This window comes from Pseudoalteromonas amylolytica, assembly GCF_001854605.1.
Taxonomy (GTDB): Bacteria; Pseudomonadota; Gammaproteobacteria; order Enterobacterales; family Alteromonadaceae; genus Pseudoalteromonas; species Pseudoalteromonas amylolytica.
In genome coordinates this window covers 72,154-85,385 of sequence record NZ_MKJU01000027.1, presented here as the reverse complement: position 1 = coordinate 85,385, position 13,232 = coordinate 72,154, and the positions used below count along the sequence as shown (strand labels likewise).

Genomic DNA, 13,232 nt, shown 5'->3' with positions numbered 1-13,232 from the left:
TCATCAGCGAACCAATAACATCATTTATTGCGAACATTCAAAGAACAAAAGCCTGATTTTCAGGCTTGTTCAACTTGCTGCATTAAGAACTTGGCTTTCAATTTGAATACATACTTGCTCCAGCTCAGCCTGTACTTTTAGATACAACTTTCTACAGTTTTCACTTTGTTCTTCATCATTCGCGGCACACTCTAATGAATTTGCCCAGTGGTGAAGGCGCTTCGCTCCCACATCTCCAGCTTGCCCCTTAATTGCATGAGCAGCTTGCTTAATACGCTCATGATTGACCGCTTCCACCGCCTCGGTCAACTCACTAAAGCGCGCATTCGCGCTTTCTTTAAAGAGTTCACAAATTTTGACGTATAGGCTTTCATCATTCATCAACCGCCCTAGTGCTGATTCACGGTCTAACACCTTCATATCATCTTTATCTGAGGGTACAGTCTCTTCTGAATTTTTGCTGTCAGGCAGTTTACTCTTTTTCGCCTCAGAGTTTCCTTTTGGACTTTGGTATTTAAGCAAAGTCTTGAATAGAGTAAGGGAATCAATCGGCTTAGAAATATAGTCATTCATTCCTGCCGCTTTACATCGCTGCGCTTCACCTTGCATAGTACTTGCGGTCAATGCGATGATAGGCACCGTTTGATACAACTGCCCCCCTAAGCCTGCACGTATCGCCGCGGTCGTTTCATAACCGTCCATTAGAGGCATATTGCAATCCATTAGAATCGCCAATATTTCAACTTCCTGTGCCGCGAGCGAGTTAAGCTTTTCAAGTAACTCTTGCCCTGAGTGAACCAACACAGACACCACGTTGTGGGCATTAAGGATCCCTCTCGCTACCTCTAAGTTTATTTGGTTGTCATCAACAACCACAACTGTCTGACCATCCAACGAGTCAAACTCAATACCATACGTTTTTCTATCAAGAAGTGACATGCCCGTATGACCGAAAACCCTTAAGGTGTCTTCACGGTTTATAGCAGCCAGTACATCGACATAACGCACAGGCTTGGCCAATACCGCCAAAGCCTTATTCGTAGGAAAGGGATCGTTGACAGGATCATAAACAAAGCATGCTTTTTTATTTGCACCTGAAGCATTTGCTAAATTCTGTCCAAGCTCTATACCCACATCAACCAGCCATAAGTCAGCTTGATTTAGATCGCACATGCGAGCACCATAAAGATTCAAAAACTTTTTGAAGTACGCCTCTTCTTCATTTGATTTTGCAGCTATGTAGACTTTCTTATCAGCTAATATCGGCTCAATTTCTAGCTTTTTAGCATCACTTAATGGATATGGAATAGAAAAATAGAAGTTGCTTCCTTGGCCTTTTTCCGATGTGAAGTTGATGCTGCCTCCCATCAGTTCGCATAATTGCTTACAGATAGACAATCCCAGCCCACTACCACCATATTCAGAGGAGGTTTCTATTGATTCTTGACTGAACGCTTGGAACAATTGGCTTTGGCCCTGCTTTGAAATACCTATTCCTGTATCTCTAACTTCAACCTCCAGCCAAACTTGCTCTTTGTACTCTTTGGTTTTGGCATAAATATAAACCCCACCTGATTGTGTGAACTTAATGGCATTACTGATTAAGTTATACAATATTTGTTTAAGACGCCCGCCATCACCTGCAACACGAAGGTGCATTACATCAACGGCATCTAACATGTAATCAATGCTCTTTTGTTGGGCTCTCACACTCACTGAACTGGTTACATGCTCTAAGATCTCCAATGGGTTGAACGGACGAGCATTCATCTCAAGTTTACCCGCTTCAATTTTAGACAGATCCAGTACGTCATTGATCAATCGCATTAAGGTTTTAGCACTGGTACTCATCATATCTAAATAGCTACCTTGCTGCTGACTTAGCGGCTCTCGGCGAACCAACTCCAGCGTGCCCAAAATGCCATTTAAAGGTGTTCTCATTTCATGACTTATGTTTGAAATAAAAGCACTTTTTACTTTTGATAGTTCTTCAGCTTTACGCTTTGCGACGTCTAACTCTAATGTTCTCTGCTCAACTTGCAGCTCCAAAGAGGCATTCATCTTTACAATTTCGGCTTTGGCTTTGTTTTGATCTGTCACGTCGGTTATAAACAGCGCAAACCCCAACAGCTTACCGTCTGAGGAGCGAATCGGAGACGCTGATAGCTCTAAGTCCCGTAACTCCCCCAACAACTCGGTCTTTATCTCAAGTGTTTCTAGCCCTCTTTTATGTGTCACATTGTATAAAGTAGAGTGAATATACTCTTCTGGAATATAGCGCTTTAGTATACTGTAAGACCGACTTCTGGTATTTTTGAGCTCTGGAAAAAACCACTCAGCTGCGGCGTTATGGCTGACAATACCCAGTTGTTCATTGAAGCCGATGATGCCATCAGAGGCACCGTTGATGATATCTGCTAACTGCGACCGAGCTTCGAGCAATTGCTGGTTATTTCTAAAATAAACCCACAGTAACATCAGGCCCAACGTAAAAATAATACCGATGATTAATATCAGTGAGTAAACGTTTAGCCTGTTTTGTAGTAAATATTCTTCATACTGCCCCATAGGGAGCATCGTAACTCCCTGTATATGCCCACTTTGTGAGTTGGATGCAACAAATAACTCTGTATGTTTAGCTAAAAGCTTTTGCTTTGATTTTTTATGTGTGAGCACCAGCAAAGAAGTATCAAACCAAGGTGAAACGTCATAGTTTGATTGCCAAGTTTCATGATTGGCGAGGTCTTTACTAAAACGCAACATTTCATCTGGATGGTAGACGAAATGACCATCGCTGCTAAGTAACATAAATTGTGCCATTGCCAATGATGCTTTTTTTAGTTTTTCTAGCAATAAGTTGGCGTCTATGTTGACAACCAAAATGGTAAAAAGCTCATTTTGTTCATTATAGATAGGCGCAGCAAGGCGCAGAGTTGGCTCTAGAGGGTAAACTATTTCACCATGCTCACGATTCAAGTCTATCTGCGATACATAGATGCGTCGCTCTTTAAGCTTTATCGTTTCGGTAAAATACTCTCGATGTGCTTTATTTTGCAATTTAGACTGTGGCTGTGCACTCACCAAGCCACCGTAGCGGTCAGTTCTAACCAGTTCATCACCCGTTTGACTATCAATCAAACGTAGTTGATCAATCTCAAAGTAGGTATACATCATAGAACTAAAAATTTTTGCTAAGCGCATCTTCCACTGCTCTGTGGTCGTACTGTCTTTTGGATCGATACCTTGATTGCTCTTGGCCCGTGAAATTCCCTGAATGGGTGGAGTACCAACTAAAAAGTTAATGTAGTTCCGATACTTCTGCACTTCGCCGTTTAAAAGCTGCTTCTTGTGCACCAATCGCTGCGTCAGCTCTTGCTCTGCATTGTGCTGCGTCTCTCTTTCTATCTTTCCATCGAAATACCACATTACTGAGAGCATAATAAGAAACAACACAAAAAGGCTTACCCAAAGTGAGATACCTTTTTTAAACAAAACTGACATAAGTTTACTCGTCACAGGGCAGTTCCTTTATTGAAATTTCGTTTCGACCGTTATTCTTTGACAAATACAGTTGTTCATCAGCGGCTTCTAACCACTTTTGGCCAGAAGCTTGGCGTACACAATTACTGTATATTCCACCAATACTAAGTGTCACAAAACCAAACTTGGATCCCTCGTGGGGCAATCTAGCGTCTTGTAAGCTTTGCTTTAAACCACGAGCAAGCGTTGTCAAGCCATTGATGTCCACTTGAGGCATGATGCAAACAAACTCCTCTCCACCGTAACGCACGACCGCATCCGCACCACGATGATGATTACTCTTAATCAACTGAGCTACGCGCTTCAAACATTCATCACCTTTAACATGGCCATAAAAGTCGTTGTATTTTTTAAACCAATCTATGTCAGCCATAATTAAAGAAAATGCCGTACCGTTGCGCTTGGCGTAAGATAGACATTTGTCCAGCTCAGACGTGAGGTAGTGTCGGTTGTATATTTGGGTCAAGCCATCTATAAACGCCATCTTCTTCAACTGTCTATGCTGATGCAATAGCTGCACTTGTGCTTTAACACGATGCATTAAAGTCAGAGCGTTTACAGGCTTGACCACAAAGTCACAGCCACCAGCTTGCCAACAAAGTGTCTGCTCTTCATCCCGATGATGAGAGGTTACAAAGATAATCGGTATGTCTTTGGTAAGGTCACTGTGCTTGAGTAATTTACACGTATCTAACCCGTCCATTTCTGGCATTTCTACATCCATAAGAATGATGTCTGGCTGTTTTGATTGGCAATACTGCATACACTGTAGGCCGCTTGTACAACGCGTAATACGGTAACTCTGTGATAAAATTTTTTCGAGGACGAGATAATTAATATCATCATCTTCAACGATCAATATTTCAGCGCACGAATTAGCCTGTTCCATAGTTTATTGTAATTGGGGAGGATAGCTTTAAATGTAGTTCAGCCCCGAGTAAATGCAATGGTCATGTACTTGAGCAAATGATTTTCAGATTTTGCAATAAGCCCCTTAGTATCAATAAAGTACATATCAATTGCTATATTTTGACAAACTGCATCGCGTGTGTGACGCAGTTTGCCTGCCAAAAAACTTACTTAGTTTTTGCCCTATTGTGCGGCGTCGTATAATCAATATCAGGACCTTTCGGCACGACTTGATTTGGATTAATCATAATGTGGCTATAGTAATAATGCCTTTTTATATGGTTGAAATTCACTGTCTGGGCAATACTCGGCCACTGGTATAGAGCACGAATATAGTTTGCCAGATTGGGGTAGTCTTCTATACGCTGCCTATTGCATTTAAAGTGACCATGATAAACCGAGTCAAAACGGATCAATGTAGTAAATAGCCGCCAATCGGCTTCTGTAATGCGCGTTCCAACAAGGTAAGGTGAATTACTAAGAATCTCCTCAACTTTATCTAGCGCCGCGAATAACTCATCAAAAGCCTGTTCGTAAGCCTCCTGAGTTGTCGCAAAGCCGCAACGATAAACCCCGTTATTGATATTGTTGTAAACATATTCATTTATTTCATCTATTTGCAGCCTTGTATCTTCTGGATAGTAATCGTCGGTATTGTGAGTAATGTGGTTGAATGCGCTGTTGAACATGCGAATAATTTCACTGGATTCATTGCTGACAATTTTTTGCTGCTGTTTGTCCCAAAGCACAGGTACGGTCACACGTCCGCTATAAGTGTCATTGTTCAAGGTATAAAGTTGATGCATGTGATCAAAGCCATATAACGGATCACCGCTGCTACCGCTTGCTTTATCAAAAGTCCAGCCTTGATCCAGCATATCAGGGCTTACCACTGACACGTCAATGTGCTGCTCTAAGCCTTTCAAAGTCCTGAAAATTAAGGTGCGATGTGCCCATGGACATGCCAGCGATACAAATAAATGATAGCGGCCTGATTGCGCTTTGAATCCGCCGACGCCTGAAGGCCCTGCAGTACCATCCGCCGTAACCCAATTCCTCAACTGCGCCGCTTCTCGTTCGAATTTGCCCTTGTTACTGGTGTCGTACCATTCGTCTTGCCATTTACCATCTACAAGTAGTCCCATGTTGTTCTCCCAATAAGTTACACAATGTCGCCAAAGCGACCCAGCTGATAATCTCTCACAGCTTCTCGTAGCTGCTGTTGAGTATTCATTACAAATGGTCCCATGTGTGCTATCTGCTCGCCGATAGGCTGACCTGCCAACACTAACGCCCCCAACCCTTGAGTTCCCGCGCGAAGCGTTAGTGCCTCGCTCGGTGCGACTTCCAATAAACTACCAGCGCCAAACTCAGTCTCGTACAAGCTGCCGCTATGAATATAGATAAGTACTTTCTCGTGTGTGGATACATCCAGCAGCATAGCGCTATTGGGTGGCAATATCACATCAGCAATTGCGCCTTCTCCGGCAAGCCCCATAATTGCGCCATCAACATGTTGCCCATTATTCATTCGCCAACTACCGGCAAGTGCTAACAACGTTGCTTGCTGATCGTTTGCGAGGGTTGGCACACCTGACTCGGTTGAGTCTTGATACCTTGGCGGCCGCATTTTCTCTTTTGCAGGCATATTCAGCCAAATCTGAAAACCATGCATGCCATTGCTGTCATCGGCCAGTGGCATCTCACTGTGTACAACACCGCGTCCCGTGCTCATCCACTGTACATCACCACTACGGATGGCTTTTTTATTGCCCATTTGGTCTTGATGTTCAAAGCCACCTTTACGAATGTAGGTGAAAGTCTCAATACCGCGGTGAGGGTGGGGAGGGAAACCTGCCATATAATCACTTTCGTCATCGGATTTTAATTCATCAATCATCAAGTACGGATCGAGACTGTTCCCATCAAACCCTGCGATACGCTTAATGTTGACACCGGCGCCATCACTGGTGGCGTAAGATTTTTGGGTGCGAATGATTTTCATGTTTTGCTCCAACAGCCCATTGCTTGTTCAATATTGATACATTAACAAGAAGCAAAACGATTAAAAATTAGTAAAATTAGGGGCGTTCATTCTAAAAAACAGAATGATTGGAAGCGCACAAACGCTAAGTGTTAGACACCACACTTAGCGATAGAGCGAAAGAAAGCTATGTTAAGCGCGTTTGAATAATAAACTTTTTAGACTTGCTTGTGGATTAATATCTTGAAATTCAGGAGGGTTCTCAAGACGCTCCATAAACACCATATCGGGTGCCTGTTCTGCCATTTCCTGAATTAAAAACTGTGCATCTAAACTTGGGTCGTTGACGCAGGCCAGTACTTGCCCTTGCTCTGTCAGTAGTTCAGGTAAGCGACGCAGTATTTTTTTATAGTCTTTGGTGAGCGCAAAGCTTCCTTTTTGAAATGAAGGAGGGTCGATAATCACCAAATCATATGGCCCAAACTTGCGCACCTTTCCCCAAGACTTAAATAACTCGTGCCCCAAAAACTTTACTTTGCTGAGATCGTGACCATTAGCTCTGTGATTATCACGCCCTTTACCAAGTGCAGCTTTAGCCATGTCAAGATTCACCACTTGCTGTGCACCACCTGCAATCGCAGCGACCGAAAAGCCGCAGGTATAAGCAAACAAATTTAATACCTTTTTATCCTGTGCGTTTGACTTAACCCAGTCACGACCAAAACGCATGTCTAAAAACAAGCCATTATTTTGTTTATTGCCCAAATCCAGCAAAAATACTAATTCATTTTCAATAACCTGCTGTTCTTGCGATAGCTCCCCCCACAGTACTTCAAGTGCACAGTCTGGTCGGCTGCGGTGGTGCAACAAAATGCTTTTTACGTTAGTTTGCCAAAGTGGTAATTGCGCCCACTTTTCGCTAAGCCCCCTTAATGTGTCGATAAACTCAGGCTCAGGTTCTTTAAACAATGAAATCAACAGCTGTCCAGCTAACCAATCGACGGTAATATGTTCAAGACCTGGCCAACATTGGCCTCGACCATGAAATAGTCGTCTGACTTCATCAGGAAAACGTTCTAGCTCACATAGTTGTTGATCAAGTAAGGGCAGGGCAGTTGGCGTCATAATATTTAAAGCGTATTTGGCAAAGGGTGTATTCTACGCATTTTCTTTGACTGGCACCATACGGGAGTGCCCTCAATCCAGCGCAACTCCCATTTGATGCCAAAAACTTATCAGTAAGCCTGATACACCACTTCACCGTCAAGCAAGGTAAGTTCAGCTGTAACTTGCTTGATTTGTTCAGCCGTTAAGTCAAACAGATTGCTCCCCAGCACCACAAGATCAGCACGTTTACCCACTTCAATACTACCAACCAAGTGCTCTTGTCGCATCGCGTAGGCCCCATTGATGGTGTAAGCTGCAATCGCTTGCGCCAGCGTAATATTTTGTGGGGCTCTCGATATTGCATGGCTGATCCCTACAAACGGGTTAAACGTACTGACATTCCAGTCACTGCTTAGTGTGAGCGTGGCATTCGCGCGTTGCAGGCTTTTAATTGGTACCAAGTTCTCTGAACGTTGTGCACCGATAAGTGGAATATTTTCAGACCAATGTTCTGGCTGACTAAACTCTCCTGCAACTTGTGCATCGGCAATGACATTAAGCTTGGCAAAACGCGGCATATCTGCAGGGTCCACTACTTCTAAATGGGTAACTCTGTGCCTTGCATGGCCATTAGAGGCATTTTCAATGGCATTTAATGCCTCATGAATACCTCTGTCACCAATACCGTGGATGTTAAAGTCAAAACCTGTGGGTTCCAAAGCCTGAATGTACTTTTCCAAACGCGCTTGGGTGAAGTAGTTTAATCCCTTGTTTTGGTAAAGGTTAAGCCAGTTGACTTCATAAGGTTCGTGCATCGCAGCTGTACTGTTAACTAAAATACCATCCATGTAAAATTTAACCTGATCCACTTTTAGTAGGCTATCCGATGGACGACTAAACATAGACTTCAGTGAAACGATTTGTTTCTCATCGCTCATTTGTGGGTATGCCCAAAGACCGAGACTAACACGCAGCGTTAACTTATCTTCATCAGCCACACGCTGCCAGGTTTGTAGGTGCCCACGTTGCCAATACGTACGTGCGTCACTGATGGATGTGATACCAACTTTATTGAGCTCAGGCATCGTGTATTCAATTAAGCCAAAGTAATCTTGCGTCTGAGCGTCTGGTCGCGAGTTCATGGCCAATTCCATGAGTTGATTGCCCGCATTATCGTATAAGATACCATTCAAATTACCCTGCTCATCTCTACCTATCACGCCGCCAACGGGGTCTTTTCTATTCGCTGTGATCCCAGCCAATGAGAGGGCTTTGCTATTTACCCACATTGAATGAGATGTTTGTTCCATGATAATAACAGGGCGCTCTGGGATTGCTTCATCCAATACAGCAAGCGGTGACGTTTGCATATCCAATAGTGTTGCTATCTCATGGCCATAACCGATTAACCAATCCGTATTGGGATTGCTCAATGATGCCTCATACAACCTGTCGATATATTCGTCTTCGGATGCATATCCTGGGAGGGTGAATTGTGTCACCTCAGAGGCTGACTCTAACGGGTGAATATGCACATCGTGAAACCCAGGCATCAGCATTTTTCCCTTGAGGTCGATTACCTCGGTGCGCTCGGTAATGTAGCTTTGGGCCTGTGTATCACTGCCAACATAAACAATTTTGTTGCCCTGTATTGCCACCGCTTCAGCCCAAGGCTGCTTGGTGTTGACGGTATATACCTGAGCATTGACAAATACCATACTTGCCTCAGTGGAAGTTACCACCTCACTGGTTGACGGTTTTGAGGTACTGCCGCCTTCAGAGCAGCCAGACAAAGTACAGCTAAGTGCAAGAAGTGTGGTACAAATTAACATAGTTGATTGACTCATTAGTTGACTCCTTAGATATAGCAATACACTATCAAGGCATAGGTAACCGTAAGGTAACAGTATAGGCGAGTCATGATCATATTATTGGTAGAGGACGATACGGTGCTGGCAACACACAGTATCGACTTTCTTGCACAAGAGGGGATAGAAGTAGACTACGCCAGCACGGTGAGACAAGCAAAAGCCATCAGTAAGCAACAGACTTATGACGCAATCGTTTTAGACATCAACTTGCCCGATGGGGATGGACTATCGCTTGCGAAACTTTGGCAAAATCAGCGCCAAGAGCCCATTTTATTTCTCAGTGCTCGTGATGCTTTAGACGATAAGCTAAAAGCGTTTTCATTAGGAGCATTGGACTATTTAACCAAACCATTCGCGCTGCCAGAATTAGCCGTTCGCATTAAACTGCTGGCGAATAAAAACAACCCTCAACCGACTAAACAATTCAATCTCGATTCTCTGCAAGTTGATTTAGATGCGCGGATCATTACACGAGGAGAGCGGATTATCGTGTTGTCTCCTCAGCAATGGCAATTGCTGGCGATGCTCATAAAGCACTATCCAAATCCTGTGAGCAAAGACACCATCATTAATGAGATTTGGCCGCAACAAGATAGCAATAACAACATGTACAAATCACTCATTACGAGACTTCGAAGCAATTTAACTCAAGCGGATGAACCGCCTTTGTTACATACTTTAAAAAAACAGGGCGTAGCATTGAGAAAGCAACATGATTAAAGCGCAAACTTCTATGATAGTTTATCTGAGTTCACGTATTACCTTGCTGATGCTGGTAATGATGCTCTGCTGGCTCTGTGTATCTAAATACGGCTATGAGTTTGCCCTTGATGATAGTGCGGCTCACTACCTCTATTACGATGCCCAGCTAGTACAAACACAACAGCCTGATCTGCCTATCCGCGATGAATTTAAGCTCATTACTCGCTCACACGCACAGCTACCTGATGAAGTGGTACAGGCATGGCGCGCAGGTCACCTTCCTATCAATGAGGTCTCATTATTACAGCACTCAGGTTTAGATACCTACGTTCTACCATGGCAACAACCCAATAGTAATGCTTCACCTTTATTCGTGTTGCACTTTTTCAACCAACAAGACACCTTACCAATCACGCCATGGCTTGTGCTTCTGTTGGCGACATTTAGCTTGTTCGCTCTGTACATTGTTATCCGTAGTACATTTAAAATAAATAAACAAATCAACTCACTAACTGAGTTTGTGAACACTAACAAACAACCAGGTGACATAGCAAAATTCAAAGAGTGTAGCGCCTTTTACGAGGCCCTCAAACTGTCGAGGCAAGCCGAGCACCTTGCTCAGCAAAGAGAGCGATTACTGAGCACCTTTCTAAGCCATGAGGTGCGCACACCACTGACACAGATCCAACACGGAATAGCCCGACTACAGCAGCTGGATGATCTCCCCCTTGAAGCAGTGGAGGTACTAGTGACCTTAGAGCAGGCGCAGTATCGACTTCGCGACACCAGCAGCGCTGTGCTGGCATTGTGGCAACAGGCCGCCATTGAGAAACAACAAATTGATATCAAAACGGTTATCAAACGCGTCGCCGTGAGATTTGACAGTGAGCATTTTCAGATAGCCCTTAAGCTTTGCCCACATGAGGTGATCTTGGCGCTACATATACCGTTATGTGAGTTATTACTTACTCAGGCGATAGAAAACTCACAACAGCATGGCCAATCGCCATTAACGATAGAATTAACAGCTGATGCACTTACATTGCATAATACCAAAACAACCCAAGCACACAGCACCTCTGGTACAGGTTTAGGCACCGTGTTAATCCAGCAAATATGCACACGATTAGATTGGCATCATAAAATTATCTCTACAGAGCAAGACTATACGCTCACCATCAAGTTTAAAGCGCTTTTTTAGCCATTACCACTGGCCATTATGCATTCTGCGCATAACGGACAAACTCAGAATAGATGGAGTCTTTAATCAACCTGTCGGGCGTAAACGCATAATAGTGCTGATAAACGTTATCAATAGGACCAATAAAACGTATATCTCGATTGCGCTCAATCTCTTCTTTAACAGACAGTGGTGCTGGAAACAAACCAAACCCTTGCTGGCCCAATGCAACCATTAGCGCACTGTCATCCACGTGGCCAGCTACACTAATCTCAATCCCTAGCTCATCTAACCAGTAATGAATCGCATTGGTCACAGGGCTGGATTTAGCGGGCAATACCACAGGCACGTCTGCCAAAGTACTTGGATAACTACTTTGCAAATTTTGTTGCCAGCTACTGGCACCAAAAAACCCCAACTGGCTTTTACCTATCTCATGACAAAACACCTTAAACGGCAAGCTGTTATCCAAGGGTTTATCCGCCAATACCAGGTCCAACTTATGAATCGCCATTTGTGCTAGCAGCTCAGCTTGCTGCCCGTCAATGCAATGCAGATTCGCGATGCGTTCGTTCTTAATCAGTGGCGCAAGCCATTTTGATACCAGTGACTTGGGAAGCGCATCCGATATGCCAACTTTCAAGGTGCGTGATAGAGTGCCAATATCGCCAGAGGTCGTTTCTAGCCACTCATGGGCAATAGCAAACATATCATCTGCATATTGCTGCGCGATTTGCCCAAACTCCGTTAAACGCAGTCCTCGTCCCTCACGCAAAAACAACGCTTTGCCTAAACGCTGCTCTAAACTCGTTATTTGCGCACTCACCGTCTGAGGAGTTAGATGTAATACTTTACTCGCCGCTGCAATGCTGCCATGGCGGCTTACCTGCCAGAAGTAATATAAATGGTTGTAATTGATGTTGGTAATCATTCGTTAATACCTGTCACCCAATAAGAAATAATCAGCTTTTTTCTTTTTATCTACCTTAGTAGATTTAGGCTGTGCCTGCAATTGAGGTGCGACAAGTTCAATCAATTAACGGATAAGAATCCAACAATGAAACTGAAGTTATCAATAAAAGACAAAACGGTTACCGCTGCGATGAAAGTAAAACTATCAAAATTGGTAACAATGCAGCTGCAAAAGTATGTTTTAAATATTCGTACCGTGGAGCTGCAGATTGATGATGTGACTTCTCGTCAACATGGTTTGATTAAACAGTGTCGTCTTAAGCTTCAATTACCAGGGTTACCGAGCATTATGCTTAAGGCCAAAGGCAATAATACGCTACAGGCAATTAAGCGTGCATTAGAGAACGGCCAAAAGATACTGGCTCAAAAGTATGCTATTGCTCACTAACTTATACTTTTGCAGGTACATTGCAATCATATGTGTTCCATAAAATCCCAAGCACTTGCAGCGGAAAGGATGCCGCTCTATTTCTCAAGTTATCCGTATACTCGCCGATAAAATATTATGTTTATAACTGTAGATGGGGAGTTTTATGAAGCTCCATGCCACACCTCAATACACACTTATCAGCTCGACTTCACAGCCCAATGGTGAGAGTGCCTTCGCATCTAAACGCACTCGCCAACAGACGTCACTACACGCCAGTATCCATACCGTCTTTGCAACACAAAAAGACAATGACACCACAGTAAAACAAACCATCCCTTCACATATTGAAGCACTCTTAACACGACAAGAACAAATCAAAAAGCAGATATCAGAGCACAAAGAGCAACTCACACATGTAAAAAGCAGATTGGATATGGATGAAAAGATCAAAACAACCTTAGTCAAGCACCTTACTGACTACCTAACCCAGCTACAGATCCAACTAGTTAGTGTATCGCAAGCACTCCATGAAGCATTGAAAAAATCCGGAATAAGTGATTTAAATCAGCTTGTTGATGTACTTAGCTGACCTATAAT

Annotated in this window: 11 protein-coding genes; 4 read left to right on the top strand and 7 right to left on the bottom strand. The window is 43.5% G+C overall.

Translation table 11 applies throughout. The features are described 5' to 3' along the window. Nucleotides 1-69: 69 nt before the first annotated feature. The 6 genes from BET10_RS12465 to BET10_RS12440 form a co-directional block, all read right to left on the bottom strand. Nucleotides 70-3,516: an ATP-binding protein gene (locus BET10_RS12465; RefSeq protein WP_070985920.1), complete on the bottom strand. Its 3,447-nt coding sequence runs from the start codon at nt 3,514-3,516 to the stop codon at nt 70-72. Continuing rightward, nucleotides 3,506-4,429, bottom strand: a complete 924-nt coding sequence (locus tag BET10_RS12460; protein WP_070985919.1) for a GGDEF domain-containing response regulator — start codon at nt 4,427-4,429, stop codon at nt 3,506-3,508. The genes BET10_RS12465 and BET10_RS12460 overlap by 11 nt, the downstream gene beginning before the upstream one ends. 187 nt (nt 4,430-4,616) lie before the next feature. Continuing rightward, nucleotides 4,617-5,594, bottom strand: a complete 978-nt coding sequence (locus tag BET10_RS12455) for a glutathione S-transferase family protein (protein WP_070985918.1) — start codon at nt 5,592-5,594, stop codon at nt 4,617-4,619. Nucleotides 5,595-5,611: 17 nt separating this feature from the next. Then, on the bottom strand, nt 5,612-6,454 hold the full coding sequence (locus BET10_RS12450) for a pirin family protein (protein ID WP_070985917.1): 843 nt from the start codon (nt 6,452-6,454) through the stop codon (nt 5,612-5,614). A gap of 171 nt (nt 6,455-6,625) precedes the next feature. After that, on the bottom strand, nt 6,626-7,558 hold the full coding sequence (locus tag BET10_RS12445) for a class I SAM-dependent methyltransferase (protein ID WP_070985916.1): 933 nt from the start codon (nt 7,556-7,558) through the stop codon (nt 6,626-6,628). Nucleotides 7,559-7,668: 110 nt separating this feature from the next. After that, entirely contained in the window at nt 7,669-9,387 is a 1,719-nt protein-coding gene (locus BET10_RS12440) for an amidohydrolase (RefSeq protein ID WP_070985915.1), read from the bottom strand. Between the two features lie 72 nt (nt 9,388-9,459). Between BET10_RS12440 and BET10_RS12435 the strand changes: the two genes are divergently transcribed. Together BET10_RS12435 and BET10_RS12430 are read left to right on the top strand one after the other, a co-directional pair. Next, nucleotides 9,460-10,131: a response regulator transcription factor gene (locus BET10_RS12435; RefSeq protein ID WP_070985914.1), complete on the top strand. Its 672-nt coding sequence runs from the start codon at nt 9,460-9,462 to the stop codon at nt 10,129-10,131. Continuing rightward, on the top strand, nt 10,124-11,314 hold the full coding sequence (locus BET10_RS12430) for a histidine kinase (protein WP_070985913.1): 1,191 nt from the start codon (nt 10,124-10,126) through the stop codon (nt 11,312-11,314). Before BET10_RS12435 ends, BET10_RS12430 begins: the two co-directional genes overlap by 8 nt. A 16-nt stretch (nt 11,315-11,330) precedes the next feature. Here the strand turns inward: BET10_RS12430 and nhaR are convergent, their stop codons facing one another. Further along, entirely contained in the window at nt 11,331-12,224 is an 894-nt protein-coding gene (gene nhaR, locus BET10_RS12425; protein WP_070985912.1) for a transcriptional activator NhaR, read from the bottom strand. Nucleotides 12,225-12,350: 126 nt separating this feature from the next. Here nhaR and BET10_RS12420 point away from each other — a divergent pair, with 126 nt between their 5' ends. Continuing rightward, nucleotides 12,351-12,653: a hypothetical protein gene (locus BET10_RS12420; RefSeq protein ID WP_070985911.1), complete on the top strand. Its 303-nt coding sequence runs from the start codon at nt 12,351-12,353 to the stop codon at nt 12,651-12,653. A gap of 145 nt (nt 12,654-12,798) precedes the next feature. Continuing rightward, a complete protein-coding gene (locus tag BET10_RS12415; RefSeq protein ID WP_070985910.1) occupies nt 12,799-13,224 on the top strand; it encodes a hypothetical protein in 426 nt (141 codons plus the stop codon). Nucleotides 13,225-13,232: the final 8 nt, after the last annotated feature.

Coding starts and splice junctions, on each gene's coding strand:
- BET10_RS12460 (WP_070985919.1), bottom strand. CDS start 4,429: ATGGAACAGGCTAATTCGTGCGCTGAAATATTGATCGTTGAAGATGAT.
- BET10_RS12455 (WP_070985918.1), bottom strand. CDS start 5,594: ATGGGACTACTTGTAGATGGTAAATGGCAAGACGAATGGTACGACACC.
- BET10_RS12450 (WP_070985917.1), bottom strand. CDS start 6,454: ATGAAAATCATTCGCACCCAAAAATCTTACGCCACCAGTGATGGCGCC.
- BET10_RS12445 (WP_070985916.1), bottom strand. CDS start 7,558: ATGACGCCAACTGCCCTGCCCTTACTTGATCAACAACTATGTGAGCTA.
- BET10_RS12440 (WP_070985915.1), bottom strand. CDS start 9,387: ATGAGTCAATCAACTATGTTAATTTGTACCACACTTCTTGCACTTAGC.
- BET10_RS12435 (WP_070985914.1), top strand. CDS start 9,460: ATGATCATATTATTGGTAGAGGACGATACGGTGCTGGCAACACACAGT.
- BET10_RS12430 (WP_070985913.1), top strand. CDS start 10,124: ATGATTAAAGCGCAAACTTCTATGATAGTTTATCTGAGTTCACGTATT.
- nhaR (WP_070985912.1), bottom strand. CDS start 12,224: ATGATTACCAACATCAATTACAACCATTTATATTACTTCTGGCAGGTA.
- BET10_RS12420 (WP_070985911.1), top strand. CDS start 12,351: ATGAAACTGAAGTTATCAATAAAAGACAAAACGGTTACCGCTGCGATG.
- BET10_RS12415 (WP_070985910.1), top strand. CDS start 12,799: ATGAAGCTCCATGCCACACCTCAATACACACTTATCAGCTCGACTTCA.